Origin of the sequence: Streptomyces sp. NPDC014006 (genome assembly GCF_043088925.1) — a bacterium.
Classification (GTDB): Bacteria; Actinomycetota; Actinomycetes; order Streptomycetales; family Streptomycetaceae; genus Streptomyces.
Genome location: NZ_JBICAJ010000015.1, coordinates 75,664 through 97,639, shown reverse-complemented (window position 1 = coordinate 97,639; position 21,976 = coordinate 75,664). Strand labels below are relative to the sequence as shown.

Here is a 21,976-nt window from a genome sequence, read left to right as displayed (position 1 = left end):
CGGTGATACATAGGATTCCGGCCGCCGGAATCCGACGATGCAAGAGCAGCGCACACAAGAACAGCGCAAGGGAGCGATATGAGCGGGGACGCGCGCAAGATTGCCGAGGGGCTGACCTACCTGTCGGGATTCGGCAACGAGCACAGCTCGGAGGCCGTTCCGGGCGCCCTGCCCGTCGGCCGCAACTCGCCCCAGCGCGCCCCCCTCGGGCTGTACGCGGAGCAGCTGAGCGGGACGGCGTTCACCGAGCCGAGGGCGCACAACCGCCGCTCGTGGCTGTACCGCATCCACCCCTCGGCCGCCCACCCGGCGTTCACCCGTACCGGAAACGGCGCGCTGCGCACGGCCCCGTTCACCCAGACCGCGCCCGACCCGAACCGGCTGCGCTGGAACCCGCTGCCCGAGCCGGGGCCCGAGACGGACTTCCTGGCCGGCCTGTGGACGCTCGGCGGCAACGGTGACGCCACCGAGCGCACCGGCATGGCCGTGCACCTGTACCACGCCAACGCCTCCATGGACCGCGTCTTCAGCAACGCGGACGGTGAGCTGCTGATCGTGCCGGAGCGCGGCGGGCTGCTGCTGCACACGGAGTTCGGCATGCTGCACGCCGAGCCCGGCCATGTGGCGCTGATCCCGCGCGGGGTGCGCTTCCGTGTCGAGCTCCTCGACACTGTGTCCGATGGCGGACCGGCCGCCCGCGGTTACGTCTGCGAGAACTACGGCGCACCCTTCCGCCTGCCCGACCTCGGCCCGATCGGCGCCAACGGCCTGGCCAACGCCCGGGACTTCCAGGCGCCGGTCGCCGCGTACGAGGACGTCGAGGGGCCGGTGGAGGTGGTGAACAAGTTCTGCGGCAACCTGTGGCACGCGACGTACGACCACTCGCCGCTGGACGTCGTCGCCTGGCACGGCAATCTCGTCCCGTACGTCTACGACCTGCGCCGTTTCAACGTCATCGGGACGATCTCCTACGACCACCCGGACCCGTCGATCTTCACGGTGCTGACCTCGCCCAGCGACACCCCGGGGCTGGCCGGTGTCGACTTCGTCGTCTTCGCGCCGCGCTGGCTGGTCGGCGAGGACACGTTCCGGCCGCCGTACTTCCACCGGAACGTGATGAGCGAGTACATGGGCCTGATCGAGGGCGCCTACGACGCGAAGGCGGAAGGCTTCGTACCGGGCGGTGGCTCGCTGCACAACATGATGTCGGCGCACGGGCCGGACCGGGACACGTTCGAAAAGGCGAGTGCGGCCGAGCTGAAGCCGCAGAAGCTCGACGACGGCCTCGCGTTCATGTTCGAGACCCGCTGGCCGGTGACGCTCACCCCGCACGCGGCGCGCGCGGACCACCTCCAGCAGCGCTACGACGACGTCTGGCAGGGCCTGGAGCGTCACTTCCGGACACCTTCGTGATCCGGTTGCAGTGACCCCGCCCCGACCGGTACGGATGGCCCGTGACCTCCTTCGCCCCGGATTCCATCGTCCTGAACCGCAAGCTGCCGCTGTGGTACCAGGTGTCGCAGTCGCTGCGTGCCTCGATACTCGGCCGCTCGCCCCAGGACCCGCTGCGCCTGCCCACCGAGGAACAGCTGGCCGGGCACTACGGCGTCAGCGTGCTGACCATGCGGCAGGCGCTGAAGGAGCTGGAGGAGGAGGGGCTGATCACCCGGCACCGGCGGCGCGGCACGTTCATCGAGCCCGCCGCCCAGCGGGGCGCCCCGGTGCGGCTGCTGGGCTCGGTGGACGCGATCGTGGCCCAGCAGTCCGGCATGGTGACCGAGCTGCTGGAGCACGGCCGCGGTCCCGTGCCGGCCGAACTCGCCGGTTTCTTCCCGGGGCTGACCGAGGCGGCGACGTACCACCGGCTGCGCAGCGACGAGAAGACAGGTGAGCCGACCAACCACGCCCGCAACTGGGTGCGGCCCGAACTGGCCACCCGTATCGACCCCGAGGACCTGACCCGCTGGCCGATGACGAAGGTGCTGCGGGACGTCGTGGGCGCGGACATCAGCCGGATCACGGACACCGTGGAGGCCCGGCTGGCCGACCCGGAGACGTCCCGCCTGCTCCAGGTGCCGCTGCTGAGCCCGATCCTGCACTACACCGGCATCACCTACGACCAGCAGGGGCGGGTGCTGGACGTGGTGGTCATCCACTACCGCGGCGACCGGTTCTCCTTCACGGTCACCCTCGAGGCCCACTGAGCGCGTCGTACGATGCCCGGCGTGACGTACGACGACGTTCCGTTGCTGGCGGACCTCATGCCGTGGTCCGTCGCACCGCCGCGACTGGGGCGCAGCTGGCCGGCGGGCCCCGACGCCGCGTCCCTGAAGGCCCGCTGGGACGCCCTGCTGAAGGCCGCCGTCCCCGACCGCGAGGCGCTGTTCGGGCCGACGCGGGCGCGCACCCTGCACTCGGCGGTCGGGCAGCTGCCCGGGCAGCGGGCCGGTACGCAGAGACTCGCGCGGGCGTCGGGGCCGTGCCCGGAGCCGGTGCGGGCGCTTGCCGCACCGTTCGACGAGCAGTGGCTGATCCCCGACCACCGGCTGATCGACGCGGCCCGGCCGGAGCTGTGGCGGGTGGCGGACGAGCGGCAGGTGTTCGCAGTCGAGCTGCCGGACGCGCTGCTGGCCACGTCGCGCTTCCCGCTGCTGCGGGGCGCCCGGGTGCGCCCGCTGTACCGCCGCCCGGGCGGCACGGAACCCAATCTCGCGCCCGGTCTGGCGGCCCATCTCGCCGCGCGCCTGGGCCACCCGGTCACCGCGCCGGACGTCCTGGCCTGGACGCTCACGGCCGTCCGGCCCGACCGGAGCGTCCCCCTCACCGACGACCCCGAGCTGTGGGCGCGCGGCGTGGAGCTGGGCCGGCGGGCGCTGTGGCTGATGCGGCGCGACGGTGAGCGGCCCAGGCTGCCCGGCGGCCGCCGGCCGTACGTCCGCGCCCCGCTGCCGTCCCGTCCGCTCACGCTGGACTACGACCGCGACGAGGAGGCCCTGCACCTGGGGGACGGCCGTATCGCGCCGGTGCCGACGGCGGCCTGGGACTACTCGGTGGACGGCGTCCGGGTCCTGGAGCAGTGGTTCGCGGCGCGGGTCGCGGAGGGCGAGCCCGGCACCCTGGCCGCGATCCGCCCGGCGACATGGCCGCAGGCGTGGACGTCGGAGCTGCTGGAGCTGATCACCGTCCTCGCGCTCCTGGCGGACGTCCGCTCCCAGCAGGAGGAGTGGGAGATCTCCTCGCCCGTGACAGCCTCAGAGCTGCGCGCCGCGGGCGTCCTGCCGGTGCCGGCGTCGGCGCGCCGCCCGGCCTCCGTCCTGGACCACCAGGAGGAGGGCCCGGAGGGCCAGTTCGCGCTGCTCTGACTAGTCGGGGGGCTCGAACGCGTCCAGCACCCGCCCCAGCGCCCGCTCGAACACCGCCTCCAGGTCGATCGGCCCGGCGTCCTCCATGAACGCGGCCGCCATCCGCGGGTACGCGCCGCTCGCGACCTGGGCGCCCAGGTAGGCGATCCGTACGGCGGTCTCCTCCTCCGGGGACCAGGGCAGGGCCCGGGTGCGCTCGGCGGTGGCCAGTTCGTTCGCCGTGTAGGTCGTCACCACGCCGTTCAGCATGGCGATGAGCTCCATCTTGGTGCCGTACGGCGCCGGCAGCGGGTCCAGGCAAACCAGGCAGTGCTCCAGGTAGCGCAGGGCGTTCGGGCTGAAGCCGTAGACCGGCGACATCAGGCGCGGCACCCAGGGGTGGCGGTGCATCAGCGCGCGGGTCTGGTGGGCGACCCGGAGCATGTCGGCGCGCCAGTCGCCGCTCGGCTCCCACAGCTCGTGCTCGGCGCTGACCGCGTCCACCATCAGCTCGTACAGGTCCTCCTTACGGGGGACGTAGTTGTAGAGCGACATGGTGCCGCAGCCCAATTCGGCGGCGACCCGCCGCATCGACACCGCGTCCAGCCCCTCGGCGTCGGCGACGCGCACCGCGGCCTCGGCGATGCCGGCCCGGGTGTACGCCGGTCTGGGACCGCGTCCGGTGCGCTCGGGGCGCGCCCAGATCACTTCGGGTACGGCCGCTCGGCCCGCCATCGATCATCACCTCGCCCCCCATCGTAGTTACGTACACCGTACGTAGTGCGCTATGGTCGTGCCATGACTTCTACGTACGCTGTACTCAGTGAAGGTCTGGAGAAGCGCTTCGGGGAGGTGCGGGCGCTGCGCGGGCTCGATCTCGCGGTGCCCGCGGGCACGGTGTGCGGCCTGCTGGGGCCGAACGGGGCGGGCAAGACGACGGCGGTGCGGCTGCTGACCACGCTGCTGCGCCCCGACGCCGGCTCCGCCCGGATCGCCGGGCACGACCTGGTCCGCGAGGCGGAGGCGGTGCGCCGCCGGATCGGCGTCACCGGGCAGTACGCGTCGGTCGACGGGGACCTGACCGGGCGCGAGAACCTGCGGCTGTTCGCCCGGCTGCACCGGGTGCGCGGGCCGGCCGCGCGGGCCGGCGAGCTGCTGGAGCGCTTCGGGCTCGCCGAGGCCGCCGACCGCCCGGCGTCCACCTACTCGGGCGGCATGCGACGCCGCCTGGACCTCGCGGCGAGCCTGGTGTGCCGCCCCGACGTGCTGTTCCTGGACGAACCCACGACGGGCCTGGACCCGGCCAGCCGCAGCCGGATCTGGGACGCCGTGCGGGAGCTGAAGACGCAGGGCACGAGCGTGCTGCTGACGACGCAGTACCTGGAAGAGGCCGACCAGCTCGCCGACGACATCGCCCTGGTCGACCGCGGCCGGGTCGCGCACACCGGCAGCCCGGCCGAGCTGAAGGCGCTCATCGGCGCCCAGGCCGAGGTCGTCGTCGCAGACCCGGACGCGCTGATGCGGGCGGCGGCCGTGCTCGACGGGCTGACCGGCGCCGAGCCGACCTTCGACCACGACCGGCAGGCCGTGGCGGCGGTCACCCGGGACGCCACCCTCACCCTGCCGCGCCTGGTGCGCGCACTCGACGCGGCCGGCGTGCCGCTGCTCGACGCGAGCATCCGGCCCCCCACCCTCGACGACGTGTTCCTCAGGCTCACCGACCGGACGGAGGTCGCGGCATGACCGCACTGGTGTACGACGGAAGCGCGATGGTGGGCCGGCAGTTGCGCCGGCTGCGCAACAACCCGGGCCTGCTGGTCCTCACCCAGACCATGCCGGTCACGATGCTGCTGTTCTTCGGGTACGTCTTCGGCAGCGCGCTGGCGATGCCCGGAGCGCAGTACCGCTCCTTCCTGGTGCCGGGGCTGCTGGTGGCAACGGCCGCGAACGGGCTGATGACCGGCATGTTCCAGGCCGCGCAGGACGTCCACCGGGGTGTGACGGACCGCCTGCGCACCCTGCCGGTGAGCCGGGCCGCCGTACCGCTCGGCCAGGCGGCCGCCGACCTCGCCGTCACGGCCGCCGGGACGGTGCCCTTCCTGCTCGTCGGGCTGCTGGTGGGGTGGCGGATCGAGGGATCGCCGCTGCAGGCGGCGGGCGCGCTCGGACTGCTGCTGCTCTTCCGGTTCGCCTGTTCCTGGGCGGGCATCTTCCTCGGGCTGCTGAGCCGCAGCGAGGAGGCTGCCGGGCAGCTGGGCAGCGCGACCTTCATGCTGCCGCTGCTGTCCAACGCCTACATTCCCGTCGACGGCATGCCCGGCTGGCTGCGCACGCTCGCCGAGTGGAACCCGATCAGCGCGGTGACGACGGCCCTGCGGGACCTGTTCGGCAACGCGCCCGTGCCCGAGGGCGCCGCCTGGCCGGTGGCGCACCCGGTGGCCGGCTCGCTGGCCTGGTGCGCGGTGCTGCTCGCGCTGTTCGCCCCGCTCGCGGTGCGCCGGTACGCGCGCGGGGAGAGCTGAATCACTGCTGACAAAGCAGGGGCGGCGGGTCATGATCCGGTCCATGGACCACTTCCCGCCGCCCCTCGAGGGCATCACCGTCGTCGCCGTCGAGCAGGCCGTCGCGGCCCCGTTCGCCACCCGTCAGCTCGCCGATCTCGGCGCCCGGGTGATCAAGGTCGAGCGGATCGACGGCGGTGACTTCGCGCGCGGCTACGACACCGCCGCGCGCGGTATGGCCTCGCACTTCGTGTGGTGCAACCGCGGCAAGGAGTCCATCGCGCTGGACCTGAAGGACCCGCGCGGCCTCGCCGTCGTGAGGCGACTGGTGGCCCAGGCGGACGTGTTCGTGCAGAACCTCGCGCAGGGCGCCGCGGCCCGGCTCGGCCTGGACGCCGCCACGCTGTGCGCGCTCCACCCGCGGCTGATCGCCGTGGACATCTCGGGATACGGCGCGAGCGGCCCGTACGCCGACAAGCGGGCGTACGACATGCTCGTGCAGTGCGAGGCGGGGCTGGTGTCGGTGACCGGTACGCCGGAGCAGCCGGTGAAGGCGGGCATCCCGGCGGCGGACATCGCGGCCGGGATGTACGCGTTCTCGGGCGTGCTGGCGGCGCTGGTGCGGCGCGGGACGACCGGGCGGGGCGGCCCGGTGGAGGTGTCGATGCTGGAGGCGCTCGCCGAGTGGATGGGCCACCCGCTGCACCACGTCCTGCACGGTGGTACTCCCCCGGCCCGCACCGGTCTGGCGCACGCCGTCATCGCCCCGTACGACGCCTACCAGACGGGTGACGGGGGGCGGGTGCTTCTGTCGGTGCAGAACGACCGGGAGTGGCGGCGACTGGCCGAACAGGTTCTGCAGCGGCCCGAGTTGGGGTCGGATCCGCAGTTCGCGACGAACGCCGCGCGGGTCGCCCGCCGGGAGCGGACGGACGAACTGGTCGGCGCGGCACTGGCGAAGCTGGACACCGACGAGGCGCTGGCGCGGCTCGAGGCCGCGGGCATCGCCTGCGCGCGGTTGCGGGACCTCGCGGAACTGGCGGAGCATCCACAGCTGGCGGCCCGTCAGCGGTGGCGTGAGGTGGGTTCGCCGGTCGGGCCGCTGCGGGCGCTGCTGCCCCCGATCACGCTGCCGGGCGGGGCGGAGCCGCGGATGGGGGACGTGCCCGCGCTCGGCGAGCACACCGGGGCGGTGCTGCGCGCCGTGGGGATGACGGACGACGAGATCGCAGCGCTGCGCCGGGACGGTGTGGCCGCCTGAGCGCGAACCTCAGTGCCGGTTGCCGCCGAACAGTGAACGGCGCAGCCGGCGCAGCGGGGCGAACAGCGAGACGCCGCTCACCCGCGACCGCCTGCCGGTACCGCTGCGGGCGGTGTCACGTGTCGTCAGTTCGCGCATGAGCAAGGTCGCCTCAGCCGTCTCGCGTTGCGGTACGGCGGGGCCGCCGAGCACCGAGAGGTGGCGGTCCAGGCGCGAACTGGTCGCGCTGCTCCCGCAGGTGATCGCAGGGACCCTGGCCCTGCTGCGCACTGTTATCTGATCCATGTCACTCCCCACCCGTACGAGTCCACCCGGCCCGGGCAGGCTAACCCTATCGCCCCGATGAGGCACTCGTGTATCGCGGCCACAGGATTCACCTTCCCCGTAAGGGGGTTGACGATGCCATCGCGATTACTCTCCGAATCCGAGCGAATCCAGGGCGAGTTGGACAACCGGCTGACTGGTGGGCTGCGCCGAACCGCCGTCCGGTTCGACGGTCACAGCGAGTGATGTCGACGGCCGGGTGAGGCCGGACGCGACCAAGGGCGTGTCGCCGTCGATCAGCCCGAGGGAGCGGGGCTGTGCGCCGGGGCGCATGAGCCACAGCTGCCGGACGCGTCCGGCGGGCGGGGTTCCGTATCCGCGGAGCGTGATCACCGCCCGCCGCTCGGATACGGAAGCGATCACTCCGATCGTGCGGCCGTGCGCGTCCCGCCCGGTCGCCGACCGCGCGTCCGGCGCGGCCAGAACGTGGGCGATCTCACGCGAGCGGTCCCGCTCGGCGGCCAGCCGGTCCCCGGTCCGCTCGGCCTGGACGGCGAACAGCGAGGCGACGACGAGCGCCGCGGCGGCGGTCGCGGTGGCCAGGGGCACCAGCAGGGGGCGCGGCCGGGGCGCACGGGAGCGCGCCGGAGGCGGCTGCGTCCCCCACACGTGCGGGGGCAGCCGGGGCGCGTGGGCAGGGGCCGGTGCCGGTTCCTGCGGGGTGGCGCGTACGGCGGCCAGCACCCGTTCGCGCAGCGCGGGCGGCGCCGGGGCGGCCGCGGACCAGGCGAGCCGGACGGCGTCCTCGGCGAGGTCGCGCACCTCGGCGGCGCAGCGGGGACAGCGTGCCAGGTGCTTCTCGAAGCGGACGCGCTCGGCCGGTTCGAGGGCGTCGAGCGCATAGGGAGCGGCGAGCGAGTGGGGAGCGTCCCGCCCCGCGAGGCGTCCGAACAGACTCACAGGGCACCCTCCGGGAGGGAGACGATCCGTACGCGGTGGGTCATGCCGTCCCCCCGAGGCACTCGCGCAGCCGGGTCAGGCCGTCGCGCATGCGGGTCTTGACCGTGCCGAGCGGCAGCGACAGCCGGTCGGCGACCTCGCGGTAGGTGTAGCCGTCGTAATAGGCGAGGGTGACCGACTGACGCTGAAGGGCCGTCAGGCGGTCCAGGCAGCGGCGCACCCACTCGCGTTCGAGACCGGCCTCGACCTCCTCGGTGACCTGGTCGAAGTCCGCCCGGGCGGCCCGCAGGGCCTCGCGCCGCTCGCGTTCCCCGGATGCGCGGGCGCTGCGCACCCGGTCCACGGCCCGGCGGTGGGCGACGGTGAGCACCCAGGCCAGGGCGCTGCCCCGCCGGGGGTCGAACCGGGCGGCGGACCGCCACAGTTCGATCAGCACCTCCTGCGCCACCTCCTCCGCCTGCGCCGCGTCGCGTACCACTCGCTGCACCAGCCCGAACACCGGCCCGGAGACCAGGACGTACAGCTCCTCGAAGGCCCGTTCGTCACCCCCGGCCACGCGCAGCAGCAGCTCGTCCGCCGCCACCCGGTCCCCCTCTCGCCGGCCGCACCGGCCCCGTCCCCGCACACCAGGCATTCGCACCGAACGCACCTCCGGACGGAAGGTACGGATCACGGGGACGAAAACGCGGGTCGGGCGGGTGCCGAAAGAAATCCGCCGCCGGACCAATCCGGTGGCGCCGGCGCTGCGAATGGAGAACGTCAGGCAAGTCGGCACACAGGACGGACGGTATGGCACCCATCTCCAGCAGTGGCCGGACGCGCGGCCCTCTCGCGGCGCTGATGTGCGCGGCGCTCGCGGCCGCCGGGCTCGCGGCAGCAGGCACCAGCGCGCTGGCGCCGCACGCGGCGTACGCCTCGAGCCACCGCGAGGCCCCGCTGATCTCGGGCACCCCGCAGTACGACAACACGGACCTGTACGCGTTCGTCAGCCCGGACCGGCCGGACACGACGACGATCGTCGCCAACTGGATCCCCTTCGAGGAACCGGCGGGCGGCCCGAACTTCTACCCCTTCGCGGAGGACGCCCAGTACGACCTGCACATCGACAACGACGGTGACGCGCAGGACGAGTTGCTCTTCCGCTACACGTTCACCACGCACACCAAGAACAAGGACACGTTCCTGTACAACACCGGTCCGGTCGACAGCCTCGACGACCCGGACCTGAACGTGACGCAGACGTACGACGTCGACCTGATCCGGCTCAAGCACCAGCACATGGCGTCGAAGACGAAGATCGCCGACGATGTGCCGGTGGCTCCGTCCGACGTCGGCAAGGCGTCCATGCCCCACTACGGCACACTGCGCGACCAGGCCGTGCACAAGCTGCCCAATGGAGCCGTGACGTTCGCCGGGCAGGCGGACGACCCGTTCTTCCTGGATCTGCGCGTCTTCGACCTGCTGTACGGCGGGAACCTGTCCGAGGTCGGCAACGACACGCTCAAGGGCTACAACGTCAACTCCATCGCCCTGCAGGTCCCCACCGCCATGATCACCGAGTCGGCCCATCAGCCGGTCGTCGGCATCTGGTCCACCACGCAGCGCAAGAACGCGCGCGGCCACTGGGCGCAGGTCTCACGGCTGGGCAACCCGCTGGTCAACGAGGTGGTCAACCCGCAGAAGGACAAGGACACGTTCAACGCTTCCTCGCCGTGGGAGGACGCGCAGTTCCTGAAGAACGTCACCCACCCCGAGCTGCCCAGGCTCATCGAGGGGATCTACAAGATCAAGGCACCGGCCGAGCCGCGCAACGACCTGGTCGACGTGTTCCTCAAGGGCGTCCAGGGCCTCAACCAGCCGCCGCACGTCACGCCCGCCGAGGAGCTGCGCCTGAACACCTCCGTGAAGCCCTCCATGCACCCCAAGCGGCTCGGCGTCCTCGACGGGGACAACGCGGGCTTCCCCAACGGCCGCCGGCTGACCGACGACGTGATCGACGCCGCGCTCCAGGTCGTCGAGGGCGAGCTGGTGGGCTCCAAGAACGACCTGGGCGACGCGGTCGACGCCAACGACAAGGAGTTCGGCCACTCCTTCCCGTACCTGGCCGAGCCGACCGAGGGGTCACGCGGACCGGTCGCCCAGGGCACGAGCGGCGGTGCGGACGTGCGCAGCCAGCTGGGCGACGCGCTCCAGCCCGCCGGGAGCGGACGGAACACCACCCTGATCGCCGCGTCCGCCGCTTCGGGCGCCGCCGGGGTCCTGCTGATCGGCACCGCTGCGGCTTGGTGGCGCCGGCGCGTGCGGCGGCCGTACTGATGTGCGGACTTGGACGGAGAGGACCTCGCCGCTGATGGACGACAAGAGGACCGGCAGGCCGAGGCTGCGCTGGATCGCCGGGTGCGCGGCGCTGCTGGCCGTGGCACTGACCGGGGGGAGCGTCGCGCTGGGCGGCGCACGGGACGGCACGGGGGTGAGCGCCGCCGCCGCGCCCGGCGCCGCGACCTCGCCGGCCCTGCTGCGCGGCGGCGACCTGGACGGAAGCGTCAAGGCGCTGCAGGCCGGGCTGCGCGCCCAGCCCCGGGACTTCACCGGCTGGGCGACCCTGGGGCTGGCGTACGTCGAGCAGGCGCGGACCACGGCCGACCCCTCCCGCTACCCGGAGGCGGCACAGGCGCTGCGCCGCTCACTGGCCCTGCGCCCGGGCAACGACGCCGCCCTCGCGGGCCGTGCCGCCCTGGCCGCGGCCCGGCACGACTTCGCCGGCGCCCTCGCCGACGCCGACCGCGCCCTCACCGGGAACCCGTACAGCGAGCGCGCCCTGTGCAGCCGCATCGACGCACTCGTCGAACTCGGCCGGTACGACGAGGCGGCGCGGGCCGCCGACACGGCGGACGCGCGGCGGCCGGGAGTGCCGGTGTTCACCCGGTACGCGTACGTGCGGGAGCTGCGGGGCGACGTGGCCACGGCCCGGCGGGTCCTGGAGCAGGCCCTCGCCGCCGCGACCGCGCCCGGCGACGTCGCCTACGTCGCCACCCAGCTCGGCCAGCTGGCCTGGAACCAGGGCGACCACGCCGGCGCGCTGCGGCACTACGCCCGCGCACTGACCGCCGACGACGGCTACCTTCCGGCCCTGGAGGGCCGTGCCCGTGCCCAGGCCGCCCTCGGCGACGGCGCCGCCGCGATCCGTGGTCTGGAGCAGGTCGTCGCCCGGGCCCCGTTGCCGGGTCCGCTCGTCGCGCTCGGCGAGCTGTACGAGGACCGCGGCGACCGGGCGCGGGCGCGCGCGCAGTACGCCCTGGTCGACGCCTGGACCAAGCTGGCCCGCGCCAACGGGGTCGACGCCGACCTCGACACCGCGCTCGCGGCCGCCGACCACGGTGACCGGGCGGCGGCCCTGCGCGCCGCACGCGCGGAGTGGGCCCGTCGCCGCACGGTGCACACCGAGGACGCGCTCGCCTGGGCGCTGCATGTCAACGGGCGGGACGCCGAGGCCCTGCCGCACGCGCGGCGGGCCCTCACCACGGGCTACCGCAACGCCGTGTTCCTGTACCACCTCGGGATGATCGAGCGCGCCGCCGGGCACCGGGCCGAGGGGGACGCCCACCTGCGGGCAGCCCTGAGGCTGAACTCCGGTTTCTCGCCGCTGGGTGCGCGTGCGGCGCGTGCGGAGGTGACCCGGTGAGGCGCCTGATGTACGGCGTGGTGAAGCGCCCGGTGTCCGGCACGGTACGGCGCCTGCTCCTGCCCGGCGCGGCCGTGCTGCTCACCGCCGGCGCCCTCACCCTGCTGACCGCCCCGGACGCCGGCGCCCATCCCCTGGGCAACTTCACCGTCAACCGCTACGACGGCCTGGTCGCCGCCCCGGGCGAGCTGCGCGTCGACCACGTCGAGGACCTGGCCGAGATCCCGGCGACCCAGGCCGGACCGGAGATCGAACGGCTGGGCCTGAGCGGCTGGGCCCGGGCCCGGTGCGCCGCGGCGGCACACGGCAGCGGCGTCACCGTGGACGGCCGCCGTCTCGCCCTCGCCGTCGGACGCGGCGTGGCCCGGGAGCGGCCGGGGCAGGCGGGCCTGCGGACGCTGCGGGTGGAGTGCCGGTTCACTGCTCCCCTGCCCCATGACCGGGCCGTGGCCGTCGCGTTCCGCAGCGCCGGTCCCTCCTCCGGGCCGGGCTGGCGGGAGATCACCGCGCGAGGGGACGGGATGACGCTCACCGCGTCCGACGTACCGCAGGAGTCCTCCTCGCACGGGCTGACGCGCTACCCGCGGGAGTTGCTCTCCTCGCCGGCCGACACGACGACCGCGGCCCTGCGGGTGCGGCCCGGCGGTCCCGCCCTCGCCGCGACCGGGCAGACGGGGGACGCACCCGCCGCCTCCGTACTGCCGCGGGGCGCCGACCGCTTCACGCGCGCGCTGGACGGCCTGGTCGCCCGCCATGACCTGACCGTGGGCTTCGCCGCCCTCGCCCTGCTCGTCGCGGTCGGTCTGGGCGCGCTGCACGCGCTCGCGCCGGGCCACGGCAAGACGGTGATGGCGGCGACGGCGACCGCCCGCGGCGGCCGGGCCCGGCTGCGGGACGTCCTGCCGCTCGCCGCGTCCGTCACCGTGACCCACACACTCGGCGTGGTCGTCCTGGGCCTCCTCGTCGCCGCGGGCTCCGCGGCGGCGCCCTCGGTGATCGCCTGGCTGGGCGTCGCAAGCGGCGCCCTGGTGACCGCCGCGGGCGTCACCCTCGTACGACGGGCCTGGCACGACCGCGGGCACGGCCACGATCACGCTCACCCCCACCATCACGATCACGGTCACCACCACCACGACCACCAACACGGTGAGCACGATCACCCACGCCCCGGCCTGCGCGGCACGCTGCTGCTCGGCTTCGCCGGGGGGCTCGTGCCCAGCCCGTCGGCCGTGGTCGTACTGGTCGGCGCGGCGGCCCTGGGCCGGGCGTGGTTCGGACTGCTGCTGGTCGTGGCGTACGGCGCCGGCCTCGCGCTGACGCTGACCGCGGCCGGGGTGGCCGTGGTCCGGCTGGGCGGCACGGCGGCGCGCGTGCTGGGCCGGCGTCCGCGCTGGGCCGGCGGCGCGACGGCGGCGCTGGTACGCCGGGCGGCTCCGCTGGGTTCGGCGTCCGTCGTCGTGGCGCTGGGTGCCGGATTGGTGCTCAAAGGGGCGGCAACGGCCCTCGGGTGAGTTACTTTCATGAAGGAGCAGGGATGTCCGCCCGGATACGAATGGGGGCGCCCGTGTCCGGAGAGCCGGGCCGTGAACGGCTGATCGCGGGTCGCTACCGTCTGCTGTCCCCGCTCGGCCAGGGCGGCATGGGCACGGTGTGGCGGGCCCGCGACGAGCTGCTGCACCGCGAGGTCGCCGTCAAGGAGGTGCGCGCCCCCGCCGGGCTGCCGGCCTCCGACGTGGAGCGGATGTACGCCCGCCTGGAGCGTGAGGCGTGGGCGGCGGCCCGGGTGACCAGCCGGAACGTGGTCACGGTGTACGACGTGGCCACCGAGGACGGCCGCCCGTGGATCGTGATGGAGCTGGTCCGCGGCATCTCGCTGGCCGAGCTGCTGGACGCCGAGGGACCGCTGGCCCCGCGGCGGGCCGCGCACATCGGCGCCGAGGTGCTGGCCGCGCTGCGGGCCGCGCACGACGTCGGGGTGCTGCACCGGGACGTGAAGCCGGCGAACGTGCTGCTGTCCAACGACGGCCGGGTGGTGCTGACCGACTTCGGCATCGCGCTGGTCGAGGGCAGCTCGGCGCTGACGATGACCGGGGAGGTCATCGGCTCCCCCGAGTTCCTCGCACCCGAGCGGGCGCTGGGCCGCCGGCCGGGCCCGGAGTCGGACCTGTGGGCGCTCGGCGTACTGCTGTACGCGGCGGTCGAGGGCCACTCCCCGTTCCGCCACGACACCCCGCTGAGCACACTGCGCGCGATCGTCGACGACGAGCTGCCGCCGCCGCACCGCGCCGGTCCGCTCGCCCCGGTGATCGCCGGGCTGCTGCGCAAGGACCCGGCCGAGCGACTGCCGGCGGACGCGGCCGAGCGGGACCTCAGGGTGATCGGGGCGGGCGGTGACCCGGGCGCACCGGCCATGCCGGTCGGGCCGTACGCCCCGACGACGGCCCCGACGACGATCGCCCACCACGGGGAACCGGCACCGACACCCCCGCTGCCCGTGCCCGCACCCGCACCGCAGGAGGAGGCGGAGCCCGAGCCGGACCGTCGCCGCCGGCGTGCCGCGATGCTGGTCGCGGGCCTGGCCGCGCTCGCGCTGGCGGCCGGCGGGCTGACGTACGCGCTGCTGCACGGCGGCGGCGGCCACCAGGGCGGCAGCGCCGCGGCCACCACCGCAGGGCAGACCCTGCCGCCGACGCCCGGTGAGCGGCACACCCGGCGGCAGGAGACACCGACCCCCACGCCCAGCCACAGCAGCGCGCCGCCGACGTCCTCGGCGCCACCGCAGTCCGTCACGGTGACGGTGACGGGGACCCACACGGACTACACCGGGAGTTGCCCGCCGCCGGGCGCACGGACGCCGTCGTTCACGGCGACGTTCACGGTGGGACGGCTGCCCGCGCAGGTGGAGTACCGGTGGGTGGCGCGGGACGGTGAGGTCACGGACACCGGCTGGAAGACGCTGTCGTTCCCCGAGGGCGGGGAGCGCACACGGCAGGACCGGGTCAGCGTGACGACGTACGACGCGAGCGGCACGTACCGCAACGCGCTCGGGGTGGAGGTGCGCGCCCCGGTGCGGGCCACGTCGGACACGGTGCCGTTCTCGGTGACGTGCGTGGAGGAGACCCCGACGGGCGGGACCTCCCCCACGCCTTCGGCCTCCGAATCCCCGTGAGGAGTGGGGACTCGGCCGGCCGGCCTCAGGAGTTGGTCAGGACCGGCAGGTAGCCGCCCGACTGACCGGCGGCGGTGGGGTGGTAGGACTCGCCGATGCTGAGCCAGTTGACGCTGTGCAGCCAGGAGCTGCCGGAGCAGATCTCGTGGCCGGTGAACGTGGTGCGGACGTCGCCGAAGGTGAAGCCGTGTGCGGCGGCGCGGCGGGCGATGGCGGCGTCGATGTAGTCGGAGGCGCCGTTGATGGCGGAGCGCTTGGTCTCGGACAGGCCGAGGCAGCTGGTGCCGAGCTTGTAGAAGCGGGGGTAGCCGAGGACGACGACGTGGGCGTTGGGGGCCTTGGAGCTGATCGCCGAGTAGACGGTGTCGAGCTTGCCGGGGAGCGTGGAGTCGACGTACGCCTCGGCGGTGTCGATGCGGGCGAGGCACTCGCTGTCGGACTGGAGCACACACGTCGTCATGACGTCGGCGAATCCCGCGTCGTTGCCGCCGATGGTGATCGAGACCAGTCCGGTGGAGGTGCTGAGCGAGCCGATCTGGTTCGCCATGACTTCATCCGTTCGGGCGCCCGAGCAGGCGACGAACGCGAACGACGAGGGTGCGTGGGCGGCGTTCCACAGGTAGGGGTACGCCTTCGTGCTGCGGTCGCAGTCACCGCTGGAACTGATGTAGCTGCCGGCGCCCACACCGGAGGAGTAGGAGTCACCGAGGGCCACATAGCCGGTGGCCGCGGCGGTTTCGGAGGCCTGTGCCGCACCGGCTCCGGTGAGGGCGGCGCCGGCGGCGAGGAGGAGTGAGCTGACGAATACGACAAGTCGGGAACGTCTCATGGAACCTCCCTTTAGCAGGATCTCTGCTGTAACCGTGGTAGCAACTACGCGTGTTGACGGGAAGTGTCCATGTCAATAATTTCCGGAAGCCTTCACAACCGGGCGCCGGCGCTCCCCGGACGGCCATACGTCGTTCAGCTCCGAACGAATAACGCCTTCGGCCGGTAGGCGCCTTGACGCCCCCTCAGGGCCGCATGAAGTGAAGTCCCTGACGAAGACCGGGCGCCGCGGCGCTCTTTCGTGCGTGAGGGACCCCGCTGCCCAGGCGCGGGTGGTCCGCCGGCGGGTCCCGCACGCGGGGCCACGCCGGCCGGGCTGCCCTCGTCGGCACTGAACTGCGTGTGGGTGAAGCCCCGGCCCGCGTCCGGCGCCGGACGTCCGCCCGGGCTCACGGGCGTGCCGTGCACCTTGTCGCCGTCGGGTGTCGTGCCGGCCGTGCCGCCACGGCCCGGGAGCGCAGCGGTAAGGGTGGCCGCAACGGGTGGAAACCACGTCCAGCCGACCTCCTGCGGAGATTCCGGGAGGAAACCGGGTGCACGGCGGGTTCCCGTGCCGGATCATGGGCGCCATGCCTGCACAGCCGCACGACGCCCTGCCGATCCGGCTCACCGTCGACGACTCCGACTCCCCCTCCGACGTCGTCGACGCGCTGTTCCTCGGCCGCTTCGCGACGGGCGAGCAGCCGTTCGCGCACGCCTCGAACCTCGACCGGGTCCGCTCGGGCGTGACGCTGCTGCCGCCGGGTGCGCGGGTGCTGCGCGTGGCCCGCGACGACGACCGCAGCGCCACCCTCGCCGAGGGCGACGGCTGGACGCTGCTGGTCTCCCGCTGGAGCCGCGGCGCCGACGTGACGGTGACCGCGACCAGCGCCGAACTCGCGCAGAAGGTCCTCGACCAGGCCACGGACGGCGCGGCGGACGAGCCCGAGCCGCAGCCGGAGAACGTGACGATGGGCTTTTGGTACGTCTCGCCGCGCCGCGGCCCGTACCGCACGACCCGGCAGATCTCCGCGGGCACTTGGGAGGAGGTGCGGGCGAACTACACCGCACCGGTCGCCGAGGCGATGGGCCGCCTGATGAAGACGACGCCCGAGGACATCGCCGGGCGGCTGCTGTTGCTGCACGGCCCGCCCGGCACCGGCAAGACGTCCGCGCTGCGCACGCTGGCCCGCTCGTGGCGGGACTGGTGCCAGGTGGACTGCGTACTGGACCCCGAGCGGCTGTTCTCCGACGTCGGCTATCTGATGGACATCGCGATCGGCGAGGAGGACGCGGCGGGCAAGGGCCGCTGGCGGCTGCTGCTCCTGGAGGACTGCGACGAGCTGATCCGCGGCGAGGCCAAGCACACGGCGGGCCAGGCGCTGTCCCGGCTGCTGAACCTGACGGACGGGCTGCTCGGGCAGGGCCGCAACGTCCTGGTCGGCGTCACCACCAACGAGGACCTGGAGCGGCTGCACCCGGCGGTGGTGCGCCCGGGCCGCTGCCTGGCCCGGATCGAGGTCGGCCGGCTCACCCGGGCGGAGGCGGTGGCCTGGCTGGGCAGCGAGGCCCACAGCCGGGAGGAGGAGATCGGCCGGGACGGTGCGACGCTGGCGGAGCTGTACGCGCTGCGCCGGGGCACCTCCCCCACGGCGGTACCGGAGCCGCGGGGCGGAGCCGACGCGGGGCTGTACCTGTGATGCCGTGATCGGGGTGCTTTGATGAGGGTATGACCCTCTTCGTCGGTACGTCGGGCTGGCAGTACCGGGACTGGCGGGGCGTGCTGTACCCGGCCGGCCTGCCGCAGCGGCTGTGGCTCGAGGAGTACACGGGCGCCTTCGCCACGGTCGAGGTGAACAACGCCTTCTACCGGCTGCCCGCGCGGGAGACGTTCGAGGCGTGGGCCGCGCGGGTGCCGGCGGACTTCGTGGTCGCGGTCAAGGCGAGCCGGTACCTGACCCACATCAAGCGGCTGAAGGAGCCCGAGGAGCCGGTCGACCGGCTGATGAGCCGTGCGGCGGGTCTCGGCGACCGGCTGGGCCCGGTGCTGCTCCAGCTCCCGCCCACCCTGCGCTGCGACCCGGCACTGCTGGACGCCTGCCTGGCCTGCTTCCCCGCGGGCACCCGGGTCGCGGTGGAGCCGCGGCACGAGTCGTGGTGGACGCCGGAGGTGCGCGCGGTCCTGGAGTCGCGGGGCGCGGCGCTGTGCTGGGCGGACGTCCTGGCCCGCCCGGTCACGCCGCTGTGGCGCACCACCGGCTGGGGGTACGTCCGCTTCCACCAGGGGCGTGCGGCGGCCTGGCCGCACTACGGCCGCCGCTCCCTGGAGACCTGGGTGGACCGCATCGCGACGACCTGGACGGACGACCAGGACATGTACGCGTACTTCAACAACGACCCGAACGCGGCGGCGGTGGGGGACGCGGAGGTCTTCGCCAGGGCGGCCCGCAAGGCGGGGCTGACGGTGACACGCACACCGGGACTCGTCCTGGGCCGGTGACCCCGCCCACCCTGGTCCCCTTGCGCCGCCGCAGGGCATTCCGCCAGGCCCCCACGCCGCCCGCAGGCATCCCGCTAGGCGCCGTAAGCCGCCCGCAGGGCATCCCGTACGGCCGCCAGCGCCGCGTCCTGTGTGAGGCCGAGCCGCCGGGCGCGCTCCCCGTACGCCTGCGCGGCGGCGGCGAGTTCCCGCTCGGCAGCGGAGCCGACGGCGGCCACGTACGTGCCGTGCCGGCCGCGCGTCTCGATCACGCCGTCGGCCTCCAGCGCCCGGTAGGCCTTGGCCACGGTGTTGACGGCCAGCCCCAGCGACTCGGCGAGGCCGCGCACGGTCGGCAGCCGGTACCCGACCGGCAGCGCGCCCGACCGCGCCTGTTCGGAGATCTGCGCCCGCACCTGTTCGTACGGCGGCGCGCTGTCATCGATGCGGATCTTCAGGCTCACGGGCCGATTGTCCCGCACCCGCCGGAAAATGAGAGGCATCCGCCCCGTCCCGCCCCGTAGCGTGCGCCCCCATGACAGTGATCGTTCGTGACCTGCGCCCCGACGTCCTGGCGGACCTCGAAGGGTTCGCCCGGGTCCGCCACGCCGCCCTGCCCTACATCCTGTTCACCGCCGACGCGGTACGGCACAACCTGGCCCACATGCCGGCGGCCGCCCGCTTCCGGTCACTGGTCGCCGAGGAGGACGGCGAGGTGATCGGCACCGCCCAGGTGGGACTGGCCCATGAGAGCGCGGAGCCGGGCCAGGGCTTCGTCAACGTCTATGTGCATCCCGACCACGTCCGCCGCGGCGCGGGCCGTCTGCTGGTCCGCGCGGCGGAGGAATACCTGGCAGGCCTGGGCGCCGTCAGGCTGTACGCGTGGGTGCTGGACGAGCCGGCCAACCGCGCCTTCGCCGAACGGCACGGTTACCGCAGCAGCCGGTCCGCGCACTTCCTGCGCCGTGACCTGGTGGACCCCGTGCTGCCGCCGGTGCCCCCGGTGCCGCCGGGCGTGGAACTGCGCACGGCCGCCGACTTCGCCGACGATCCGCGCCCGGTGTTCGAGCTGGACGCGGAGACCATGGCGGACGAACCGAGCGACGTCGACTCCTCGGTGTCGGAGTACGCGAACTGGATCGACCAGTACTGGAAGCATCCGCTCCTGGACAAGGACCTGACCGTCGTCGCGGTCGCCGAGGGCCGCCCCGTGGCCTTCAGCGTGGCGTACACCGACGGCCGGGGCGGCTACTGCACGGCGATGACCGGCACCGCGCGCGCCTTCCGCGGCCGGGGCCTGGCCACGCTGGCGAAGACCGCGTCCCTGCACCGCGCCCGGGCGGCCGGCTGCACACAGGCCTTCACCGGCAACGACACCGGGAACGAACCGATGCTCGCGATCAACAAGCGGCTCGGGTACGACATCTGCGCGACGGAGGTCAGGTATGTCCGCGAACTCGGCTGACGGCACCGCCCCGGTGGACGTGGTCCTCGTCAAGGCGGGCCGCACGAAGATCCGTTACCCGGCGCAGTTGCTCGCCGACGACGGCACCCGGATCGCCGTACGGGCGCCGTGGGCGGGTGACGCCGTCCGCGACTTCGGCTTCGTGCGCTTCGAGGCGGGGGACGTGTTCACGGAGTACTACTGGCGGGACCGCTGGTACTCGGTGAAGGAGGTCCGCGATGCGGCGGGCGAGGTGAAGGGCTGGTACTGCGACATCGCCCGCCCCGCCACCCTCAGCGGTACGGAACTCGTCGTGGAGGACCTCGACCTGGACCTGTGGCGGTCCGCCGACGGCCGCGACGTACGCCGGCTGGACGAGGACGAGTTCGCGGCGAGCGGCCTGACCGAGTCGGACCCCGAGGCGGCGGCCGCCGCGGTGGCCGCCCTCGACACACTCGAGACCCTGGCCCACGGCGACCACTTCACGGACCTGCTCGCCTAGGGCCTCTCGTTTGGATCATGCCGGGCTCGCCTGACCCTAGCCGCATCCGCCCGGCCACGCTGCCGGGATCAGACCAGGGCCACCACGGCGTACCGCTCGTCGTCCACCGCGCGCCCCCACAGCAGCGGATCCTCCGACAGTCGCTCCAGGCGCACCTCGGCGGCGAGCGGGGCGAGCAGGGAGGTGAGCAGGTCCGCGGGTATGCCGACCGGATCGAGCGTGCCCCACACGCCCTCCACCAGGACCAGCCGGCCGCCGGGGCGCAGCAGCTGCCCCCAGTGCGCCAGCACCCGCGCGGGCTCGGGCAGCGTCCAGAGCACATGCCGGACCAGCACCACGTCGTACGCCCGCTCCCCCACGGGCGGTGCCGCGGCGTCACCGAGCAGGAACTGCGCGTCACGGCCGGCGAGCTTGGCTCGGGCGCGCTCCAGCATGGCGGGCGCGCTGTCGACGCCGGTCACCCGATGTCCCTGTTCGGCGGCGAGGAGTGACAGGCTGCCGGTGCCGCATCCGAGATCCAGGACATCGGACGGGCGCGGCGGCAGCCACGAGCGCAGCCGGTCCGCCCAGGCCGCCCGCACCTCCGGGCTGCGCAGCCCGTGATCGGGTTCTTCATCGAATTCGGCCGCCTGCGCATTCCAGTAGGCAGATGGGGGAATCACAGGATCACTCGTGTTTGCCATGACGCCGACAATGACACCCCCCACTGACATCCCGGATCGTGACGGCCGCCACTGACAGGGCGGCGTCGATGAGGAACTCTCACCGAACGGGTCTACCTCCGTGAGAACGCGGAACCCGGTGGATCCTGAAGGAGGCAGCCATGCGCCGTATGACCGTGCAGAAGCCCCTGAAGAAGACGGACACCCGCCGGGTCCGTGAGGAGACCGACGAGCGCCCCGCCGGCCGCCCCGAGGTGCGAAAGGACATCGCGCGCACCTGGTGGCCCGACGGGTGAGAGGGCCGCGCCCGGCGCAGGCCCCTCAGCCGAGCCGCTTGCGGTAGTGGATGCGGTCGTAGGGCCCGTCCACCCGCCGCTCCACGACCTCGTAGCCGTACTTGGGATAGATCTTCTGGTTCTCCCACATCAGCGCGTTGGTGTAGAGCCTGACCTCGGGCAGGCCGAGCGCACGCGCGTGTGCGTCGACGAAGTGCAGCAGCAGCCGCCCCACGCCTCTTCCGTGCGCGTCGGGGTGGACGGCGATGCTGTCCAGGCAGAGAAGGCCGGCGCATGGCTCGACCACGACCAGCCCGACCACCGGATCCCCCGTCACGAACACCTTCCCGGCCGCCACCTCGGCCGCGTGGTCGGCCTCCATGGGCTGCGGCACCACGCCGATGCGCTCGATGTAGTGGTGGTAGGCGGCGTCGGTCACGGCCTTCACCGCGGGCACGTCGGCGGCGACCGCGGGCCGGATCTCCTTGTCGATCATGGAGCCACGGTAGCTACCTGATCGCAGACTGAGCACTCCCTTAACGCGACCATAAGGATCTCCTCCAGCCGTTCTCAGCGGCGATTTCGCGCAGCGCCGGGGCTAGCTTCGGATCACCCCCCACGGGTTCCCG

General features: G+C 73.6%; 23 protein-coding genes. 15 read left to right on the top strand and 8 right to left on the bottom strand.

All coding sequences use genetic code 11. The annotated features are described in order from the left end of the window. Positions 1-78: 78 nt before the first annotated feature. From hmgA to ACF1GV_RS36580, 3 genes are read left to right on the top strand one after another with little or no spacing between them, the layout of a single operon-like run. Positions 79-1,413, top strand: coding sequence for a homogentisate 1,2-dioxygenase (gene hmgA, locus ACF1GV_RS36590; RefSeq protein ID WP_391689985.1), 1,335 nt, complete (start codon positions 79-81; stop codon positions 1,411-1,413). A 41-nt stretch (positions 1,414-1,454) separates the two neighbouring features. Continuing rightward, positions 1,455-2,204 carry a GntR family transcriptional regulator gene (locus ACF1GV_RS36585; protein ID WP_391689982.1) on the top strand — a complete coding sequence of 250 codons (750 nt, stop codon included), beginning with the start codon at positions 1,455-1,457 and terminating at the stop codon, positions 2,202-2,204. 12 nt (positions 2,205-2,216) lie between these two features. After that, the gene (locus ACF1GV_RS36580; RefSeq protein ID WP_391689979.1) at positions 2,217-3,362 is read left to right on the top strand and encodes a type ISP restriction/modification enzyme; all 1,146 of its coding nucleotides are present in this window, start codon (positions 2,217-2,219) and stop codon (positions 3,360-3,362) included. Here the strand turns inward: ACF1GV_RS36580 and ACF1GV_RS36575 are convergent, their stop codons facing one another. Further along, positions 3,363-4,076 (bottom strand): TetR/AcrR family transcriptional regulator, encoded by a 714-nt coding sequence (locus tag ACF1GV_RS36575; protein WP_391689976.1) that lies wholly within the window; start codon positions 4,074-4,076, stop codon positions 3,363-3,365. 63 nt (positions 4,077-4,139) lie between these two features. Between ACF1GV_RS36575 and ACF1GV_RS36570 the strand changes: the two genes are divergently transcribed. From ACF1GV_RS36570 to ACF1GV_RS36560, 3 genes are read left to right on the top strand one after another with little or no spacing between them, the layout of a single operon-like run. Beyond that, a complete protein-coding gene (locus ACF1GV_RS36570) occupies positions 4,140-5,084 on the top strand; it encodes an ATP-binding cassette domain-containing protein (RefSeq protein ID WP_391689973.1) in 945 nt (314 codons plus the stop codon). Continuing rightward, positions 5,081-5,863, top strand: a complete 783-nt coding sequence (locus ACF1GV_RS36565) for an ABC transporter permease (protein WP_363266877.1) — start codon at positions 5,081-5,083, stop codon at positions 5,861-5,863. Before ACF1GV_RS36570 ends, ACF1GV_RS36565 begins: the two co-directional genes overlap by 4 nt. 43 nt (positions 5,864-5,906) lie before the next feature. After that, on the top strand, positions 5,907-7,103 hold the full coding sequence (locus ACF1GV_RS36560; protein WP_391689969.1) for a CaiB/BaiF CoA transferase family protein: 1,197 nt from the start codon (positions 5,907-5,909) through the stop codon (positions 7,101-7,103). A 9-nt stretch (positions 7,104-7,112) separates the two neighbouring features. Here ACF1GV_RS36560 and ACF1GV_RS36555 read toward each other — a convergent pair whose 3' ends face one another. The 3 genes from ACF1GV_RS36555 to sigK all read right to left on the bottom strand — a co-directional run bounded on the left by ACF1GV_RS36555 (position 7,113) and on the right by sigK (position 8,910). After that, positions 7,113-7,388 carry a hypothetical protein gene (locus ACF1GV_RS36555; RefSeq protein ID WP_391689966.1) on the bottom strand — a complete coding sequence of 92 codons (276 nt, stop codon included), beginning with the start codon at positions 7,386-7,388 and terminating at the stop codon, positions 7,113-7,115. Between the two features lie 126 nt (positions 7,389-7,514). Continuing rightward, entirely contained in the window at positions 7,515-8,327 is an 813-nt protein-coding gene (locus ACF1GV_RS36550; RefSeq protein ID WP_391689963.1) for an anti-sigma factor domain-containing protein, read from the bottom strand. A 40-nt stretch (positions 8,328-8,367) separates the two neighbouring features. Then, complete coding sequence (gene sigK, locus ACF1GV_RS36545; protein WP_391689960.1) at positions 8,368-8,910, bottom strand: ECF RNA polymerase sigma factor SigK; 543 nt, start codon at positions 8,908-8,910, stop codon at positions 8,368-8,370. A gap of 206 nt (positions 8,911-9,116) precedes the next feature. On the opposite strand from sigK, the gene ACF1GV_RS36540 reads away from it, so the two are divergent. The 4 genes from ACF1GV_RS36540 to ACF1GV_RS36525 are packed head-to-tail and all read left to right on the top strand — an operon-like array spanning position 9,117 to position 15,178. Continuing rightward, positions 9,117-10,643: a DUF4331 domain-containing protein gene (locus tag ACF1GV_RS36540; RefSeq protein ID WP_391689957.1), complete on the top strand. Its 1,527-nt coding sequence runs from the start codon at positions 9,117-9,119 to the stop codon at positions 10,641-10,643. Positions 10,644-10,677: 34 nt separating this feature from the next. Continuing rightward, entirely contained in the window at positions 10,678-12,009 is a 1,332-nt protein-coding gene (locus ACF1GV_RS36535) for a tetratricopeptide repeat protein (RefSeq protein ID WP_391689953.1), read from the top strand. Positions 12,010-12,017: 8 nt separating this feature from the next. After that, on the top strand, positions 12,018-13,520 hold the full coding sequence (locus ACF1GV_RS36530) for a sulfite exporter TauE/SafE family protein (RefSeq protein WP_391690151.1): 1,503 nt from the start codon (positions 12,018-12,020) through the stop codon (positions 13,518-13,520). Between the two features lie 41 nt (positions 13,521-13,561). Next, positions 13,562-15,178, top strand: coding sequence for a serine/threonine-protein kinase (locus ACF1GV_RS36525; protein WP_391690148.1), 1,617 nt, complete (start codon positions 13,562-13,564; stop codon positions 15,176-15,178). 25 nt (positions 15,179-15,203) lie between these two features. On the opposite strand, the gene ACF1GV_RS36520 is transcribed toward ACF1GV_RS36525, so the two are convergent. Next, positions 15,204-16,007, bottom strand: a complete 804-nt coding sequence (locus ACF1GV_RS36520; protein WP_391689950.1) for an SGNH/GDSL hydrolase family protein — start codon at positions 16,005-16,007, stop codon at positions 15,204-15,206. Between the two features lie 568 nt (positions 16,008-16,575). Here ACF1GV_RS36520 and ACF1GV_RS36515 point away from each other — a divergent pair. Further along, positions 16,576-17,685: a DUF5925 domain-containing protein gene (locus ACF1GV_RS36515; RefSeq protein ID WP_391689948.1), complete on the top strand. Its 1,110-nt coding sequence runs from the start codon at positions 16,576-16,578 to the stop codon at positions 17,683-17,685. Positions 17,686-17,714: 29 nt separating this feature from the next. Further along, on the top strand, positions 17,715-18,485 hold the full coding sequence (locus ACF1GV_RS36510; protein ID WP_391689945.1) for a DUF72 domain-containing protein: 771 nt from the start codon (positions 17,715-17,717) through the stop codon (positions 18,483-18,485). A gap of 74 nt (positions 18,486-18,559) precedes the next feature. Here ACF1GV_RS36510 and ACF1GV_RS36505 read toward each other — a convergent pair whose 3' ends face one another. After that, the gene (locus ACF1GV_RS36505) at positions 18,560-18,928 is read right to left on the bottom strand and encodes a GntR family transcriptional regulator (RefSeq protein WP_391689942.1); all 369 of its coding nucleotides are present in this window, start codon (positions 18,926-18,928) and stop codon (positions 18,560-18,562) included. Between the two features lie 71 nt (positions 18,929-18,999). Here ACF1GV_RS36505 and ACF1GV_RS36500 point away from each other — a divergent pair, with 71 nt between their 5' ends. Together ACF1GV_RS36500 and ACF1GV_RS36495 are read left to right on the top strand one after the other, a co-directional pair. Then, positions 19,000-19,929, top strand: a complete 930-nt coding sequence (locus tag ACF1GV_RS36500; protein ID WP_391689939.1) for a GNAT family N-acetyltransferase — start codon at positions 19,000-19,002, stop codon at positions 19,927-19,929. Further along, a complete protein-coding gene (locus ACF1GV_RS36495) occupies positions 19,910-20,410 on the top strand; it encodes a DUF402 domain-containing protein (protein WP_391689937.1) in 501 nt (166 codons plus the stop codon). Before ACF1GV_RS36500 ends, ACF1GV_RS36495 begins: the two co-directional genes overlap by 20 nt. Before the next feature lie 68 nt (positions 20,411-20,478). On the opposite strand, the gene ACF1GV_RS36490 is transcribed toward ACF1GV_RS36495, so the two are convergent. Then, positions 20,479-21,093 carry a class I SAM-dependent methyltransferase gene (locus ACF1GV_RS36490; protein ID WP_391689934.1) on the bottom strand — a complete coding sequence of 205 codons (615 nt, stop codon included), beginning with the start codon at positions 21,091-21,093 and terminating at the stop codon, positions 20,479-20,481. Between the two features lie 140 nt (positions 21,094-21,233). On the opposite strand from ACF1GV_RS36490, the gene ACF1GV_RS36485 reads away from it, so the two are divergent. Next, positions 21,234-21,368, top strand: coding sequence for a hypothetical protein (locus tag ACF1GV_RS36485; protein ID WP_361625759.1), 135 nt, complete (start codon positions 21,234-21,236; stop codon positions 21,366-21,368). A 25-nt stretch (positions 21,369-21,393) separates the two neighbouring features. Here ACF1GV_RS36485 and ACF1GV_RS36480 read toward each other — a convergent pair whose 3' ends face one another. Next, positions 21,394-21,843, bottom strand: coding sequence for a GNAT family N-acetyltransferase (locus ACF1GV_RS36480; protein ID WP_391689930.1), 450 nt, complete (start codon positions 21,841-21,843; stop codon positions 21,394-21,396). Between the last annotated feature and the right edge of the window lie 133 nt (positions 21,844-21,976).

Bases quoted from the DNA above. Each gene is read 5' to 3' on its own strand.
- hmgA (WP_391689985.1), top strand. From the start codon at position 79: ATGAGCGGGGACGCGCGCAAGATTGCCGAGGGGCTGACCTACCTGTCG.
- ACF1GV_RS36580 (WP_391689979.1), top strand. From the start codon at position 2,217: ATGCCCGGCGTGACGTACGACGACGTTCCGTTGCTGGCGGACCTCATG.
- ACF1GV_RS36575 (WP_391689976.1), bottom strand. From the start codon at position 4,076: ATGGCGGGCCGAGCGGCCGTACCCGAAGTGATCTGGGCGCGCCCCGAG.
- ACF1GV_RS36570 (WP_391689973.1), top strand. From the start codon at position 4,140: ATGACTTCTACGTACGCTGTACTCAGTGAAGGTCTGGAGAAGCGCTTC.
- ACF1GV_RS36565 (WP_363266877.1), top strand. From the start codon at position 5,081: ATGACCGCACTGGTGTACGACGGAAGCGCGATGGTGGGCCGGCAGTTG.
- ACF1GV_RS36560 (WP_391689969.1), top strand. From the start codon at position 5,907: ATGGACCACTTCCCGCCGCCCCTCGAGGGCATCACCGTCGTCGCCGTC.
- ACF1GV_RS36555 (WP_391689966.1), bottom strand. From the start codon at position 7,388: ATGGATCAGATAACAGTGCGCAGCAGGGCCAGGGTCCCTGCGATCACC.
- ACF1GV_RS36540 (WP_391689957.1), top strand. From the start codon at position 9,117: ATGGCACCCATCTCCAGCAGTGGCCGGACGCGCGGCCCTCTCGCGGCG.
- ACF1GV_RS36535 (WP_391689953.1), top strand. From the start codon at position 10,678: ATGGACGACAAGAGGACCGGCAGGCCGAGGCTGCGCTGGATCGCCGGG.
- ACF1GV_RS36530 (WP_391690151.1), top strand. From the start codon at position 12,018: ATGTACGGCGTGGTGAAGCGCCCGGTGTCCGGCACGGTACGGCGCCTG.
- ACF1GV_RS36525 (WP_391690148.1), top strand. From the start codon at position 13,562: ATGGGGGCGCCCGTGTCCGGAGAGCCGGGCCGTGAACGGCTGATCGCG.
- ACF1GV_RS36520 (WP_391689950.1), bottom strand. From the start codon at position 16,007: ATGAGACGTTCCCGACTTGTCGTATTCGTCAGCTCACTCCTCCTCGCC.
- ACF1GV_RS36515 (WP_391689948.1), top strand. From the start codon at position 16,576: ATGCCTGCACAGCCGCACGACGCCCTGCCGATCCGGCTCACCGTCGAC.
- ACF1GV_RS36510 (WP_391689945.1), top strand. From the start codon at position 17,715: ATGACCCTCTTCGTCGGTACGTCGGGCTGGCAGTACCGGGACTGGCGG.
- ACF1GV_RS36500 (WP_391689939.1), top strand. From the start codon at position 19,000: ATGACAGTGATCGTTCGTGACCTGCGCCCCGACGTCCTGGCGGACCTC.
- ACF1GV_RS36495 (WP_391689937.1), top strand. From the start codon at position 19,910: ATGTCCGCGAACTCGGCTGACGGCACCGCCCCGGTGGACGTGGTCCTC.
- ACF1GV_RS36490 (WP_391689934.1), bottom strand. From the start codon at position 21,093: ATGGCAAACACGAGTGATCCTGTGATTCCCCCATCTGCCTACTGGAAT.
- ACF1GV_RS36485 (WP_361625759.1), top strand. From the start codon at position 21,234: ATGCGCCGTATGACCGTGCAGAAGCCCCTGAAGAAGACGGACACCCGC.
- ACF1GV_RS36480 (WP_391689930.1), bottom strand. From the start codon at position 21,843: ATGATCGACAAGGAGATCCGGCCCGCGGTCGCCGCCGACGTGCCCGCG.